Source organism: Hydrocarboniphaga sp., assembly GCF_965279055.1.
In the GTDB taxonomy this organism is placed as follows: Bacteria; Pseudomonadota; Gammaproteobacteria; order Nevskiales; family Nevskiaceae; genus Hydrocarboniphaga.
Genome location: NZ_OZ257125.1, coordinates 3,252,761 through 3,268,074, shown reverse-complemented (window position 1 = coordinate 3,268,074; position 15,314 = coordinate 3,252,761). Strand labels below are relative to the sequence as shown.

At 66.0% G+C, this 15,314-nt stretch carries 11 protein-coding genes; 5 read left to right on the top strand and 6 right to left on the bottom strand.

What is annotated here, in order from left to right; translation table 11 throughout:
- Window positions 1–5 precede the first annotated feature (5 nt).
- Complete coding sequence (gene icmF / locus ACQZF9_RS14790; protein WP_428309728.1) at window positions 6–3,287, bottom strand: fused isobutyryl-CoA mutase/GTPase IcmF; 3,282 nt, start codon at window positions 3,285–3,287, stop codon at window positions 6–8.
- 247 nt (window positions 3,288–3,534) lie between these two features.
- Here icmF and ACQZF9_RS14785 point away from each other — a divergent pair, with 247 nt between their 5' ends.
- Entirely contained in the window at window positions 3,535–4,545 is a 1,011-nt protein-coding gene (locus ACQZF9_RS14785) for an AraC family transcriptional regulator (protein WP_428309727.1), read from the top strand.
- A 133-nt stretch (window positions 4,546–4,678) separates the two neighbouring features.
- Here ACQZF9_RS14785 and ACQZF9_RS14780 read toward each other — a convergent pair whose 3' ends face one another.
- The gene (locus tag ACQZF9_RS14780; RefSeq protein ID WP_428309726.1) at window positions 4,679–6,349 is read right to left on the bottom strand and encodes an alkaline phosphatase D family protein; all 1,671 of its coding nucleotides are present in this window, start codon (window positions 6,347–6,349) and stop codon (window positions 4,679–4,681) included.
- A gap of 82 nt (window positions 6,350–6,431) precedes the next feature.
- Window positions 6,432–7,130, bottom strand: a complete 699-nt coding sequence (locus ACQZF9_RS14775; protein WP_428309725.1) for a glutathione S-transferase family protein — start codon at window positions 7,128–7,130, stop codon at window positions 6,432–6,434.
- An 83-nt stretch (window positions 7,131–7,213) separates the two neighbouring features.
- Between ACQZF9_RS14775 and ACQZF9_RS14770 the strand changes: the two genes are divergently transcribed.
- The gene (locus tag ACQZF9_RS14770) at window positions 7,214–7,384 is read left to right on the top strand and encodes a hypothetical protein (protein ID WP_428309724.1); all 171 of its coding nucleotides are present in this window, start codon (window positions 7,214–7,216) and stop codon (window positions 7,382–7,384) included.
- A gap of 125 nt (window positions 7,385–7,509) precedes the next feature.
- A complete protein-coding gene (locus tag ACQZF9_RS14765; RefSeq protein WP_428309723.1) occupies window positions 7,510–8,451 on the top strand; it encodes a lysylphosphatidylglycerol synthase transmembrane domain-containing protein in 942 nt (313 codons plus the stop codon).
- A 55-nt stretch (window positions 8,452–8,506) separates the two neighbouring features.
- Here the strand turns inward: ACQZF9_RS14765 and ACQZF9_RS14760 are convergent, their stop codons facing one another.
- Window positions 8,507–9,436 carry a hypothetical protein gene (locus ACQZF9_RS14760; protein ID WP_428309722.1) on the bottom strand — a complete coding sequence of 310 codons (930 nt, stop codon included), beginning with the start codon at window positions 9,434–9,436 and terminating at the stop codon, window positions 8,507–8,509.
- A 267-nt stretch (window positions 9,437–9,703) separates the two neighbouring features.
- Window positions 9,704–10,603, bottom strand: coding sequence for an acyl-CoA thioesterase (locus tag ACQZF9_RS14755; protein ID WP_428309721.1), 900 nt, complete (start codon window positions 10,601–10,603; stop codon window positions 9,704–9,706).
- A 171-nt stretch (window positions 10,604–10,774) separates the two neighbouring features.
- Here ACQZF9_RS14755 and ACQZF9_RS14750 point away from each other — a divergent pair, with 171 nt between their 5' ends.
- Entirely contained in the window at window positions 10,775–12,049 is a 1,275-nt protein-coding gene (locus ACQZF9_RS14750; protein WP_428309720.1) for an NAD(P)/FAD-dependent oxidoreductase, read from the top strand.
- 139 nt (window positions 12,050–12,188) lie between these two features.
- Here ACQZF9_RS14750 and ACQZF9_RS14745 read toward each other — a convergent pair whose 3' ends face one another.
- A complete protein-coding gene (locus ACQZF9_RS14745; protein ID WP_428309719.1) occupies window positions 12,189–14,363 on the bottom strand; it encodes a malate synthase G in 2,175 nt (724 codons plus the stop codon).
- A 184-nt stretch (window positions 14,364–14,547) separates the two neighbouring features.
- Between ACQZF9_RS14745 and ACQZF9_RS14740 the strand changes: the two genes are divergently transcribed.
- Entirely contained in the window at window positions 14,548–15,303 is a 756-nt protein-coding gene (locus ACQZF9_RS14740; RefSeq protein ID WP_428309718.1) for an SDR family oxidoreductase, read from the top strand.
- Window positions 15,304–15,314 lie beyond the last annotated feature (11 nt).

The window sequence follows — 15,314 nt, the reverse complement described above, 5'->3', positions numbered from 1 at the left end:
TCAAACTACATATTCCGCCGATAGCGCCCGCCGACCTCGAACAGGGTCTGCGTGATCTGCCCCAGCGAGCAGACGCGCACCGCGTCCATCAGCACCTCGAACAGGTTGCCGTCGGTGACGACCGCGTCGCGCAGGCGCTGCAGCAGCGCCGGCGCATCCGCGGCGTTGCGCTGCTGGAAGTCGGCGAGGCGCGCGAGCTGGCTCTGCTTCTCGTCGTCGGTTGAACGCGCCAGCTCGATTTCCTTCTGCCCTTCTTCGCCGTTGGGATTGCGGAAGGTGTTGACGCCGATGATCGGCATCGAGCCGTCGTGCTTCTTGTGCTCGTAGTACAGCGATTCTTCCTGGATCTTGCCGCGCTGATAGCCGGTTTCCATCGCGCCGAGTACGCCGCCGCGGCTGGCGATCGCCTCGAATTCCTTCAGCACCGCTTCTTCGACCAGATCGGTCAGCTCGTCGATGATGAAGCTGCCCTGCAACGAGTTCTCGTTCTTGGCCAGGCCGAATTCGCGGTTGATGATCAGCTGGATCGCCATCGCGCGGCGCACGCTCTCTTCGGTCGGCGTGGTGATCGCCTCGTCGTAGGCGTTGGTGTGCAGCGAGTTGCAGTTGTCGTTGATCGCCAGCAGCGCCTGCAGCGTGGTGCGGATGTCGTTGAAATTCATCTCCTGAGCGTGCAGCGAGCGGCCGGAGGTCTGCACGTGATACTTCAGCTTCTGGCTGCGCTCGTTGGCGCCGTAGCGGTTCTTCATCGCCACTGCCCAGATGCGCCGCGCGACGCGGCCGATCACGGTGTATTCCGGGTCCATGCCGTTGCTGAAGAAGAAGCTCAGGTTCGGCGCGAAGTCGTCGATGTTCATGCCGCGGGCCAGGTAGCTCTCGACATAGGTGAAGCCGTTGCTGAGCGTAAACGCGAGCTGGCTGATCGGGTTCGCGCCGGCTTCGGCGATGTGATAACCGCTGATCGACACCGAGTAGAAGTTCTGAACCTTGTTGTCGACGAAGTACTGCTGGATATCGCCCATCATCTTCAGCGCGAATTCGGTGCTGAAGATGCAGGTGTTCTGGCCCTGGTCTTCTTTCAGGATGTCGGCCTGCACGGTGCCGCGCACGCTGGACAGCGTCTTTGCCTTGATCTGCGCGTACTCGTCGGCATTCGGCGCGCGGCCCTTGCCGGCGCTGAACTTGTCGACCTGCTGATCGATCGCCGCATTCATGAACATCGCCAGCAGCATCGGTGCCGGACCATTGATCGTCATCGACACCGAGGTCGTCGGCGCGCACAGGTCGAAGCCGTCGTACAGCACCTTCATGTCGTCGAGCGAGGCGATCGACACGCCGGAGTTGCCGACCTTGCCGTAGATGTCCGGACGCAGGTCCGGGTCCCAGCCGTACAGCGTCACCGAGTCGAACGCGGTCGACAGGCGATGCGCCGGCATGCCTTCGGAGACGCGCTTGAAGCGGCGGTTGGTGCGGAAGGCATCGCCTTCGCCGGCGAACATGCGCGTCGGGTCTTCGCCTTCGCGCTTGAACGGGAACACACCGGCCGTGAACGGGAAATAGCCCGGCAGGTTTTCCTTCATCAGGAAGCGCAGCGTCTCGCCTTCGTCCTCGAAACGCGGCAGCGACACCTTGCGGATCTTGGTGCCGGAGAGCGACTCGCTGATCTGGCGCGTGCGGATCTCCTTGTCGCGGATCTTCACCACGTCCTCGTCCTGGGCGTAGCGCTGCACGAGTTCCGGCCAGGCCGAGAGCAGCTGTCTGGCCTGCGTGGTGAGTTCGCCGTCCTTGGCCGAGATCAACTCGTCGAAATCCTTGGCCGGCTTGCCGCTGGCTTCAAACAGCGCCTTGACCGTGCGCAGCGACTGGCGCTCACGCGCGGCGCGCGCCTGGCGCGCGACCTCCTTGTGATAGCCGCGCACGCTGTCGGCGATGTCGGCGAGATAACGCACGCGGTCCGGCGGCACGATCGCACGCCCGGCGCTGGAGGCCTTGACCGTGACTTTCGGCAGCGCGCCGGGCGCGAGTTTCAGGCCGATCGCGCCGAGTTTCGCTGCCAGTGCCTGGTACAGCGCGGTGACGCCGTCGTCGTTGAAGCGCGAGGCCATCGTGCCGTACACCGGCATTTCCTCGGTGCGCTGCATGAACAGCTCGCGGTTGCGCTGGTACTGCTTGCGTACGTCGCGGATCGCGTCTTCCGAGCCCTTGCGGTCGAACTTGTTGATCGCGATGAAGTCGGCGAAGTCGAGCATGTCGATCTTCTCCAGCTGCGAGGCGGCGCCGAATTCCGGCGTCATCACGTACAGCGAGGTGTCGACGAAAGGCACGATCGCGGCGTCGCCCTGGCCGATGCCGGAAGTCTCGACAATGATCAGGTCAAAACCGCTGAGCTTGCAGGCGGCGATCACGTCGGGCAGCGCCGCGGACAGCTCGCTGCCGGTGTCGCGCGTCGCCAGCGAGCGCATGTAGACGTTGTTCTTGCCTTCGGTCCACGGCTCGATCGCGTTCATGCGGATGCGGTCGCCGAGCAGCGCGCCGCCGGTGCGCTTGCGCGACGGGTCGATCGACACGATCGCGATCTTCAAAGCGTCGTTCTGGTCGAGCCGCATGCGCAAAACCAGCTCGTCGGTCAGCGAGGACTTGCCGGCGCCGCCGGTGCCGGTGATGCCCAGGGTCGGCGTCTTGACCTCGGCGGCGGCCTCGCGGATCGCCAGCTTGACCGCGTCGGAATAGCTGCCGTTCTCGATCGCGGTGATCACCTGAGCCAGCTGGCGGCGATTGCCGCTGCGCAGCGCGGCCAGCGCGTCGGCGGCCTTGGGCGCCAGCGGCGTGAGATCGTAGTCGCAGCCCTGGATCACGTCATTGATCATGCCCTGCAGGCCCATGATCGCGCCGTCTTCGGGCGAGTACAGGCGGGTGACGCCGTAATCCATCAGGCCCTTGATCTCGGCCGGCACGATCACGCCGCCGCCGCCGCCGTAGATCTTGATATTGCCGCCGCCGTTGGCGCGCAGCAGGTCGACCATGTAGCGGAAGAACTCGTTGTGGCCGCCCTGGTAGCTGGTGATGCACAGACCCTGCACGTCTTCCTGCAGCGCGGCGTTGACGATCTCGCCGACCGAGCGGTTGTGGCCGAGGTGAATCACCTCGGCGCCGGTGGCCTGCAGGATGCGGCGCATGATGTTCACGGTCGCGTCGTGGCCGTCGAACAGCGAGGTCGCGGTAACGAAGCGGACCTTGTTCTTGGCCTTGTAGGGGACCGGCTTGGCGTGCATCGACAGATCGTTCATGGCGGCTCTTGGAGGTGTGCGGGTTTAACCCGCTGATTTTAAGAACCCCGGGCCGGCGCGAGGATGTCGAAAAGCGCCATCCGCAGTGAGAGAATCGGTCATGGACTCCCGTGCTTGTTTCCCTCCCCCGCGAGCGGGGGAGGGCCAGGGTGGGGGCGAGACGTCGCGGCGCTGCTCTTTACCTCGCGCCCCCACCCCAACCCTCCCCCGCTCGCGGCGTAGGGAGCTGACAGGAGATCGATTGGAAGTGCAGCAGCAAAGCCGCGGCGGCAGCGTCTCGATCGCCTTTGTGCGCGAGGCGCTGTCGGCCGCGCGTCGCGGCGGGGCGGACGTCGAGGCGATCTGCGCCGCGACCGGCATTACCGCGGACCAGCTAGCCGACGAAGGCGCTCGCGTCCCGGCCGCAACCTTCGGCGCGCTGTGGCTGACGGTGGCCCGGGCGCTCGACGACGAGTTCTTCGGCCAGGATTCGCGGCGCATGAAAGTCGGCAGCTTCGCCGCGCTGTGCCGGCTGGCGCTGGACACGCCCAAGCTCAGCCAGGCGCTGCGCCGCATCGCGCAGTTCTTCGGCATCCTGCTCGACGACACCGGCATCGAGCTGCAGCTGAGCGGCCCGGAAGCCAGCCTGAGCCTGCGCAGTACCGCGGCCGTCGCCGGTCGCGACCCGGTGTTCGCCCACGAAACCCTGCTGGTGCTCAGCCACGGCCTGGCCTGCTGGTTGATCGGCCGCCGCATTCCGATCCTGCGCGCGAGCTTCGCCTATCCGGCGCCGGCCTGGCATCGCGAGTATCAGGACGTGTTCTCGGCGCAGCTGGAATTCGACGCGCCGGCGACGTCGATCAGCTTCAGCGCGCTGCTGCTGGAGGCGCCGGTGATCCAGAATTCGCGCAGCCTGCAGGAATTCCTGCGTGGCGCGCCGGCCAACTTCATCCTCAAGTTCCGCGACGAAAACAGCCTGGGCCGGCGCATCCGCCGCCATCTGATGGCGCTGCCACCGACCGAGTGGCCGGGCTTCGACGAACTCGCCGACGCCTTCCACATCGGCGCGACGACGATGCGCCGACGCCTCGAGCGCGAAGGCGTGTCGTTCACGCAGATCAAGGACTCGCTGCGCCGCGACCTCGCCGTGCAGCACCTGAGCGGCAGCGACGCCAGCCTCGCCGACATTGCAGCGGAACTGGGCTTTGCGGAGGCCAGCGCGTTTCACCGCGCGTTCAAACAATGGACCGGTCTGCGGCCGGGGGCTTATCGGGCTTGAGTTTTCATTGCGTCGATCGATGCGCCGCTTCGCGGCTACTCGCGATGAACGGAGTCGGCAGATGCCCCAAACTCCCGTTCCCCCGGTTAGCAGGCTTGCCCGCGTATCGAGGGACGCCGCAAAAACCCGCAGATCAGGGAGCCGGCGGTGGTCCGTTCATCGGCGAACTCTGCTCCGACGCCTGCAGATGATTCAGACCGTCGCCGACCTTGTACGCCGCGGCAAAGCTTTCGCCGGTGTTCGCCGGATCCAGAATCGTGTCGACATACCACCATTCTCCGGACACGCGCTCGGGCTTGATGTCCAGCAGCAGGTAGCCGCGCCGCGTGATCTCGGCGTACTTGATATGCGGATTGATTTTCTTGCCGGCGTCGGCGAGTTTGGGCAGCGAGTCCAGGCCGGGCGAGGTCACCGAGGTGGAGACGAATTCGACCGCCAGCGAGCCCGCGCCGGTTTTCGGGTCGTAGCCGCCGGAGGCGAGATCCGGATTGTTCGGATCTTCGGTCAGGTCCGCCCCCCAGGAGCTGTGGATGTCGCCGGTCAGTACGACGACGTTGCTCACCGCCGGGTTCGACTCGTCGCCTTTGAGCACCGAGAACAGCCGCTCGCGCGCCGGGTTGTAACCGTCCCATTGATCCGGGTTGACGTAGCGGCTGGTGCCGGCGGCGTTGCTCGCCCCGGCGACTTTCAGTTGCGCCAGCATCACCTGCTGGCCGAGCAGCTTCCATTTGCTGGACGAGCCGCGCAGTTGCTGGCTGAGCCAGTCCGCCTGCGTGCTGCCGAGCAGCTCGCGCGACGGGTCGGCGAAGTCGCCGGTCTGGGTGAAGGTCGCGCCCTGATTGGGCGGTAACTGCTGCGAGCGTGCCAGCAGCCGCGTCTCGACCATCATCACGTCGGCCAGGTCGCCGAACTGAAAATGCCGGTAGTTGAGTTTGGGATCGGTATCGCTGGCATGCCGCACCGGCATCCATTCGTAGTAGGCCTGCAGCGCGCCGGCGACGCGCTGCGCCCAGGTCCCTTCCGTTGCCTCGTCGTGGTTCGCGGCGCCGCCGCTCCACGCGTTGTTCGCGGTTTCGTGATCGTCCCAGACCGCGATCACCGGGTGCTGGCGATGCATTTCCTGCAGATCGGCATCGGTCTTGTACTGGGCATGCCGCGTGCGGTAGTCGGCGAGCGTGACGATCTCGTTGTCCGGCTGGTACTGGCGAACATTGCCGTATTCGCCTGTGCCGTATTCGTAGAGGTAGTCGCCCAGATGCAGCACCGCCGCCAGGTCGTTACGCGCGGCGATCCGCGCATAAGCGTTGAAATAGCCGTGCGCGAGGCTGGCGCAGCAGGCGACACCGATGCGCAGCCGGCCCGGACTGCCGGTGGGCAGGGTGCGGGTGCGGCCCACCGGTGACAGGTAGCCGAGCGCCGAGAACTGGTAGTAGTAGGTCTTGCCGGGCTTGAGTTTTTTCAGATCGACCTTGACCGTGTAATCGCTGGCCGACGACGTCTTGGTGCTGCCGGTCTTGACGCCGCTGAGCATCGCCGGATCGGTGGACCAGCGATAGTCGACGCTGATCTTGTCGGTAGCCGCCGTGGTGATGCGCGTCCACAGGATCACCCGGTCGCTGAGCGGGTCGCCGCTGGCGACACCGTGCTGGAACGGGCTGGCGGCGCTTGCGGCGGCACCGCTGCCGGCGGCCCGTGCCGCGGCGAAGGCCGGACCACCCAGCGCCAGCGTGGCGACCGCCGCGCGTGTCAGGAAGTCGCGGCGGCTGAGCCCCTTGCGGGGTTTGCTGCGGCGGGAATGGCCCATGATCTCGCTTCCACGATAACGGTTGGCTCAGGCTAGCTTGCCCGAATGTCGGCGCGATGACCGTGCCGACGGCGCCGACGACCTAGGGTCCTGTGCGGTTGAAGAACCGATCGAGAGTCGCGGGGCTCGCCTCGGCCATCGTCGCGGCGTCGTCCTTTTCGATGCGCGCAATCGCCTCGAGCGCGCGTGTCACGGCTGGACGCAGCGCAATCGCGTCGTGCCATCGCCGCAGGTTCGGGTACTGGGCCCAGCTCTGGCCATGGCGTTCCAGATAGGCAAGCCAAGGCCAGGTTGCGATGTCGGCGAGGCCGTAGTCGCCCGCGAGAAAGCGGCGATCCGCCAGGCGCTCGTCGAGCAGCGCGTACAGGCGCAGCGCCTCGTTGCGATACCGCCGCAGCGAATAGTCGTTGCCTTCGGCGGCATACATCACGTAGTGGTTGAGCTGGCCCAGCATCGGCCCGACGTTGGCCACCTGCAGCATCAGCCATTGCAGCATTTCGTAGTGGGCGCCGCGCGTGGATGGCAGGAAACGGCCGGCTTTTTCCGCCAGGTAGAGCAGGATCGCGCCCGATTCGAATACCGTGACCGGCTCGCCGTCCAGGCCGTCATGGTCGACGATCACCGGCACCTTGCTGTTGGGATTGAGCGCGCGAAAGCGCGGCCCGAACTGCTCACCGAGCAGCACCTTCACATGGTGGAAGCGATATTGCAGCCCCAGCTCCTCCAGGGCGATGAAGATCTTGCGGACGTTCGGGCTGGTCATGCCATGCAGGTCGATCATCGGCGCGCTCGTTGGGGATCGCGGTTAGTAGCGCGCATTGCGCCGTCTGCGGCGTCCACCATCTGCGGTAGGCCAGCGCGCCCGTGATCAACGGCAGCGCGACTTCCGCCATCACGCCGAGTCGGGGTACGCAGCCCGGCAACCGGATCGTGCAGTCGCTGCAGGTCTGCGATCGGCCGGGCAACTGTCGGCGCTACGCCGACAGCGAATTGAAGGCGGTGATGCCGAAGACCAAGTTCAAGGTCGTCAACTAGGCAGCGCTTCGATGCGCATGCCGGCAATACATGTCGGCATGCGCAGGGCCTGACGGGCTTCATGCCCGATTCAGTGCCCCGGCAAAACACTGCGGGCTACTTCGCGATGGAACGCCCCCGCGCTTATGGACAAGTCTCAATGGCAGCGCCGCGGCAAATGGCTGCTCTCGGTGTTCTTCCTGGTCGCCGTGGTGTGGATCGTCGTCGATCGCGGCCGCGAGCTGGACTGGGTCGAGATCGGCGAGGCGCTGCGCGCCTATAGCGTCGCCACCGTCGCCTCGTCGTTCGCGCTGGCGATGCTCGCGTATCTGGCCTGCGCGTCCTATGACCTGCTATCGCGTCACTACGTCAAGCACGACATCCCGACGCCGACGGTATTGGCGATCGCCTTTGTCAGCTACGCGGTGAACCTCAACGTCGGCGCGCTGCTCGGCGGCATGGGCTTCCGCTACCGACTGTATTCGCGCTACGGACTGAGCACCGCGCAGACCACGCAGATCATCGGCCTGTCGGTGTTGACCAACTGGGCCGGTTTCATTCTGCTGGCCGGTCTGCTGCTGCTGTTCACGCCGCCGCAGCTTAAAACCTCCTGGCACATGGGCCATGCCGCGCTACAGGGCGGCGGCCTGCTGCTGCTCGGCATCGTTGCTGCGTACCTGGCATTTTGCGCAGTGTTTCATGGGCGAAAGCGCGAAATCCGCGGCGTCGAATTCCAGTGCCCGTCGCTGCCCTATGCCGGCGCCCAGCTGGCGCTGTCCGCGGTGACCTGGACCGCGGCGTCGGCCTCGGTGTTCCTGCTGATGCCGGACAGCGTACCGTTCGGCCCGGTAATGATCGCGTTCATGGCGAGCGGCCTCGGCGGCCTGATCGTGCGTTTGCCCGCGGGCATCGGTGTGCTCGAAGGCACCTTCATCGCGCTGCTCGGCAGTGCCTTGGGCCACGGCAAATTGATGGCGGCGCTGCTCGCGTTTCGCGCGGTGTACTACATTGCGCCGCTGATCGCGGCGCTGCTGCTGCACCTGGCGCTGGAGATGCGCGCCAAATCCAGGGCGGCGCTCGCCGCCTAGGCGAGTGCGCCGTGCGCTGGTTGTTCGCGCACGGCGCCACCCGGTCAGCTCCTACCTATTTGACGGTGCCTTTTGCGGTGACAGTGAAGGTCTGGCCGGTGCCGATCGTCAGACCGGCGCCAACACAGTCGAAGCTCTTCTTGGTCTTGATCGTGACGCTCTGGCCGGTGGATTCGTTCAGGCACTTGACGCTGGCCTTGCCGGACTGGCCGATGATGGTTCCCTTCAGCGCGCTCGCCACCGGCGGCGTCAGCAGATAGTTGATTTCGTTGACCGCGATCTGGATGCCCTGGTTGGGATCGTTGTAGCTGTCCTGCAGGGTGCCGTTGATGATCGTGCGGCCGGCGTTGGCGACGATCACCGCGGCGTCACCATTTTCGTAGGTGCCGTCGACGACGCCGTCGCCGATCGGGCTCAGTCCGACGGCATAAATACCCCAGCCCGGATTGAGCAGCGCGATCGGCGACGTCAGCGAGGTCCAGATGGCGCTGCTGGTCGGCGTGATCGACAGAAAATTCAGGCTGCCGGTCGCGGCGGCGCCGAAGCTGCCGAGCATGGTGGCGTCGGAGGTCCAATCGCTGTAGATCGCCTTGCCGCCGGCGGCGACATAGGCGCTCAGGCTGCTGGCGTAGGTGCTGGTGGCCGGGTAGTTCTGCTGCAACGCAATCACCAGGTCCCAGCCGCCGGCCTGCAGCAAGGTGTTGAACTCGGTGGCATCGTTGGTCATCGTCGGGCTGATGCCGAGACTCGAAAGGGCCATCGCGAAGCTGTCGGTGCCGAGCGAGTAGTCGACGAAATAAAGCACGTTCACCGCGCTGGTCGCCTGCGGACTGAGCTTGATCTTGGCCCGGCTGGCGGGCTGATGAATGGCGTTCTGCACGCTGGGTTTGCTGTCGCCGGCAACAGCGGCGGACGAGCCGCAGACGCTGGCGATCGCGAGAGCGGCAATGGCGGTGAAGCGGCGGAACAATGGTCGGCTGTACATGGTGGATCCCCTGTTTGATGGCGTCGCGGACGAGATTTCCGCGCACACTGACCGTGCCTCAGGGGAGCGGCGGGTGAATCCGCAATGTTGATGACGCGGATGTCGGGTTGACCCGGGCCACCGAATCACTGATGTCGGCAGTGCTGTCCTGCCGAGGCGGGCGCGCTGCGGCGCTGCCAATGGTGGCGACACCGGCGGGCAGCGCTGCGCCTTGCATCGCATGCCGCCTCGGGCGTCCCTCGGCGCACATTCCCATGATTCAGCTAACTAACGCCGATCGCCCAGCGTGCACTGCTGCGTCGCCGACGCGACCAGCCGCCGCTGGCGATCGAAAATCTTCACCGTCGCGAAGCCGCGGCCATGGCCGGTGGCCGGGCTTTCGCAGTCGAACAGCAGCCAGTCGTCGCCGCGCGCCGGCTCGTGAAACCACAGGCCGTGATTCAGGCTGGCGACGTAGTAGTCGCGCATGCCCACCATCGGCGTGTAGACGCCGTAGCTGCAGAAGGTGACGAAATAATCCGACAGGTAGGCGATCGCGGCGCCGTGCATCGCGGCGCTGGCATCCGTGCCCAGCGGCTCGCGCAGCTTCAGCCAGAAGCGCTGACGGGGCTGGCGATTGGCCACGAACAAAAACTGCTCCGGCGCCACCGGCCGCATTTCGACGCAGGGTTTTTCTATCAGTGGCACCGTGCTCAGATCAAAGCGCCGCGACTCGCGCAGCAGGTCGACCATGTCGGCCAGCGCCTCCGGATCGGGCGCGGCGTCGGCGTCGACTTGCCGGTGCAGCGGCGAATCCTGCGTGATCTGGAACGACACCTGCGCGTCGAGCACCGCCTGCTCGCCCTGGCTGACGCGCACCTGGCGCGACGAGTAGCGGCCGCCGTCGAGCAGGCGTTGCACCTGGAAGCTCAGCGGCTGATCGGGTAGCGCGCCGCGCAGGAAGATCGCCTGCAGCACGTGCGCGCGGCGTTCAACCGGTGCGCAATACGCTGCGGCCATCAGCGCCTGGCCCAGCAACTGGCCGCCGTACAGACGCTTGTTGAAGTTGTCGTCCGAGGCGCAGCTGGCAAAGCGGTCGCCGCCCAGCGCCTGCAACGGCAGCAGGCTGAGCAGACTGCGGCCATCCCATAGCGGTGGCGACATCGGAACGGCGGGGGAATCGGTCATCGGGCTGACGGCGGCGGTGGCGAAAACAGCCGCCATTGTCGGCGCTGACCACGCTACGGGGCCAGTGCTCTTACCGGCGCCGTCCATACGGAGGTTTGAGCCGGGAGTGCGCTAGCGCTTAATCTTGCGGCCCTGCTGCTGCGTCCGCCCCTCCACAACGAGACCGCTTCAATGACCACCGAGGCAAGTTTTACCGCTACGGATTCCGTACTGATCGTCGGTGCCGGCCACGCCGCCGGCGAGCTGGCGATTGCACTGCGCATGAACGGCTACACCGGCGCGGTGACCCTGGTCGGCGACGAGCCGCACCTGCCGTACCAGCGGCCGCCGTTGTCCAAGGCCTTCCTGTCCGGCGAGATCACCATCGACCGCCTGCACGTGAAGGCGCCGGCGACCTACGACAACGCCAAGATCGAGTTCATCCCGAACGCGCTGGCGACCCGGATCGACCGCGTCGCCAAGACCGTGACGCTGCAGGACGGCCGCCAGCTGAGCTACGGCAAGCTGGTGCTGGCCACTGGCGGGCGTCCGCGCCTGCTGAGCCTGCCGGACGAGCGCGTGAATAAGGCGCCGAACCTGCACTACCTGCGCACCATCGGCCACGTCGACGGCATGCGCGAGCAGTTCAAGCCCGGCAACAAGCTGGTGATCATCGGTGGTGGTTACATCGGCCTGGAAGTCGCCGCCGTGGCGCGCAAGAAGGGCATCGACGTCACCGTGCTCGAGGCGATGCCGCGCGTGCTGCAGCGCGTGACGGCGCCGGAGCTGTCGGAGTTCTACTCGCGCGTGCACACCGAGGCCGGCGTGCACATCCTGGTCAACACCGCGCTGACCGGCTTCGAGTTCGACGAGTCCGGCAAGGTCACGACGGTGCTGGCCGGCGACGGCCTGAGAATTCCGGCCGACGTGGTCATCGTCGGTATCGGCCTGATCCCGAACGTCGAGATCGCCCAGGAAGCCGGGCTGCTGGTCGACAACGGCATCGCGGTCGACGAATACGGCCAGACCTCGGATCCGGACATCCTCGCCATCGGCGACTGCAGCAGCCACCCGAGCGCCTACGCCGGCCGCCGCATTCGCCTGGAATCGGTGCCCAGCGCGCTGGAGCAGGCGCGCAGCGCCGCGGCGCTGCTGGTCGGCCAGCTCAAGCCCTACAACGCGGTGCCGTGGTTCTGGAGCGACCAGTACGACCTGAAGCTGCAGATGGTGGGCCTGAACCAGGGCTACGACACCGTGGTGCTGCGCGGCTCGCCGGCCAACCGCAACTTCCTGGCGTTCTATCTGAAGGACGGTGTGCTGCTGGCGGTGGATTCGGTCAGCCGCCCGCAGGAATTCATGATCGCCAAGAAGCTGGTTGCCGAGAAGATCAAGGGCGATCCGGCGCAGCTGGCCGACGAGACCCGGCCGCTGAAGGAACTGCTGGCGCCGGCGGCGCCTGCGGCTTAATCGTTATTCCCGCGAAAGCGGGAATCCAGTTCTGGCAGGGCAGCGCTGCCCGTCGTTGGATTCCCGTCTACGCGGGAATGACAGAGGCGCAACAAAAAGGCCGCTTTCGCGGCCTTTTTGTTGAAGCGGCGACGCGCGACTACGCGATGCCGTACTTCTTCTTCGCTTCCTGACGGCGCTGGTGCAGCAGCGGCTCGGTGTAGCCGTTGGGCTGTTCGCAGCCCTTGAACACCAGGTCGCAGGCGGCGTCGAAGGCGACGTCGTCGAACTTCGGCGCCATCGGGCGATAAGCTGTGTCGCCGGCGTTCTGCTTGTCGACCACCGCGGCCATGCGCTTCAAGGTCTCCGTCACCTGCTCTTTGTTGGTGAGCCCGTGACGCAGCCAGTTGGCGATGTGCTGGCTGCTGATGCGCAAGGTCGCGCGGTCTTCCATCAGGCCGACGTTGCTGATGTCCGGCACCTTGGAGCAGCCGACGCCCTGGTCGATCCAGCGCACCACGTAGCCGAGAATACCCTGGGCGTTGTTGTCCAGCTCGTGCTGGATTTCTTCCGCGGTGAGCTTGGTGTCGCCGAGCAGCGGAATCGTCAGGATCGCATCGACGCTGGCCTTGGCGCGCTGGGCGAGGACCGATTGACGCTCGAACACGTTGACCTGGTGATAGTGCGTCGCGTGCAGCGTCGCAGCGGTCGGCGACGGCGTCCACGCGGTGGTCGCGCCGGCTTTCGGATGGCCGATCTTCTGCTCCAGCATCGCCGCCATCAGGTCCGGCATCGCCCACATGCCCTTGCCGATCTGCGCCTTGCCGGCGAGGCCGCATTCCAGGCCGATGTCGACGTTCCAGTCTTCGTAGGCGCCGATCCAGGCCTGCTGCTTCATCGCCGCCTTGCGCACCACCGGGCCGGCTTCCATCGAGGTATGAATCTCGTCGCCGGTGCGGTCGAGGAAGCCGGTGTTGATGAAGGCGACGCGCTCGCGCGCCGCATAGATGCAGGCCTTCAGATTCACCGTCGTGCGGCGCTCCTCGTCCATGATGCCGATCTTGATCGTGTTGCGCGGCAGCTTCACGAGGTCCTCGATCGCGCTGAACAGATCACAGGCGAACTGCACTTCTTCCGGCCCGTGCATCTTCGGCTTGACGATGTAGATGCTGCCGGTCTTGCTGTTGCGATACTGGTTGCGCTTGGCCACGTCGCGCGACGAGATCAGCACGGTGACGATGCCGTCGAGAATGCCTTCCGGAATCTCGTGACCGTCTTTCAGGATCACCGCCGGATTCGTCATCAGATGGCCGACGTTGCGCACGAACAGCAGGCTGCGACCCGGCAGCGTCAGCGTGCCGCCGTCGGGCTTGCTGTATGCGCGATCCGGGTTCAGTGCGCGCGTGATTTTCTTGCCGCCCTTTTCCAGCGTCTCGGCGAGGTCGCCTTCGATCAGGCCGAGCCAGTTGCTGTAGGCGACGACCTTGTCCACCGCGTCGACCGCGGCCACCGAGTCTTCGCAGTCCTGGATCGTCGTGATCGCCGATTCCAGCACCACGTCTTTCACGCCGGCCGGATCGGTCGCACCGATCACGTGACGCGGATCGATTTCGATTTCGACGTGCAGGCCGTTGTTCTTCAGCAGCACCGAGGTCGGCCTGGCCGCGTCGCCGGTGTAGCCGACGAACTTGGCCGCATCCTTCAGCGACGTCTTGTTGCCGCCGACCGTGATCACCAGCTTGCCGCCTTCGACGGTGTAAGCGGTCGCATCTTTATGGCTGCCGGAGGCCAGCGGCGCGGCTTCGTCGAGGAATTTCTTCGCCCAGGCGATGACCTTGGCGCCGCGGATCTCGTTGTAGCCAGGGCCTTTGACCGCGCCGTCGGTCTCCGGAATCGCGTCGGTGCCGTACAGCGCGTCGTACAGCGAGCCCCAGCGCGCGTTGGCGGCGTTGAGCGCGTAGCGCGCGTTCATCACCGGCACCACCAGCTGCGGGCCGCACTGCTCGGCGATTTCCGGGTCGACGTTGGCGGTGGTCACCTTGAAGTCGGCCGGCTCGGGCAGCAGGTAGCCGATTTCGCCGAGGAATTTCTTGTAGGCGGCCGCGTCGTGTTTGCCGTTCTGCGCCCGGTGCCAGGCGTCGATCTTGGCCTGGATCGCGTCGCGCTTGGCCAGCAGCTCGCGGTTGCGCGGCGCGAACGTGTCGGTGATCTTCTCGAAGCCGGCCCAGAACGCAGCCGGCTCGATGCCGCTGCCGGGCAGGATGCGCTGCTCGATGAGGTCGCTCAGAACGCTCGCGACCTGCAGGCCGCCTTTCTGGGTACGCGTGGTGCTCATGAAAATCCTCGTCGATGGGTTGTCTGGGCGCGCGCGCAGGCTGGGCTGCGGCTCGGGGCGCGAATTTTACATGGCCGGGGCCTGTCTGGCGCATGAGCCGCAGGCATGGCGGCGCGGCGATAGAGCCAATGCGTGAAAGCCGTTACCGTAGGCGCCCGAAAACCCCGTGCAAGGTCTTGTGGCTATGGTCCGTACCAACATTCTGATCACCGGTGCCAGCTCCGGCCTGGGCGAGGGCATGGCGCGCGAATGGGCCGCGCAGGGCCGCAACCTGGCGCTGTGCGCCCGCCGCGTCGAGCGGCTGGAGGCGCTGCGCGACGAACTGCTCGCCGCCTATCCGCATATTCAGGTGAGCGTACGGGCGCTGGACGTCAACGATCACGACCAGGTGTTCAAGGTGTTCCGCGAGTTCCGCGAAGAGTTCGGCACCATCGACCGCATCCTGGTCAACGCCGGCATGGGCAAGGGTGCTGCGCTGGGCACCGGCTATTTCAAGGCCAACCTGAAAACCGCGCAGACCAACTTCGTCGCCGCGCTGGCGCAGTGCGAGGCGGCGCTAGAGCTGTTCCGCGATCAGCGCGACGGCCATCTGGTGACGATTTCATCGATGAGCGCGGTGCGTGGCATGCCGCGCGCGATGACGACTTATGCGGCGACCAAGGCCGGCGTCGCCGCGCTGACCGAGGGCATCCGCTCCGACCTGCTGGTTGCCAAGAGCAAGATCAAGGTGACGACGATCTTCCCCGGCTACATCCGCTCGGAAATCAACGAGAAGGTCAAGAAAGTGCCCTTCATCGTCGACACCGCCACCGGCTGCCGCGCGCTGGTGCGCGCGATCGAGCGCGAGCCGGCCGAGGCCTACGTGCCGTCGTGGCCGTGGACCGTGGTCGGCTTCCTGATGAAGCGGCTGCCGCTGTCGCTCGTCGCGAAGATGGCCTGAGCAAGGGGCCG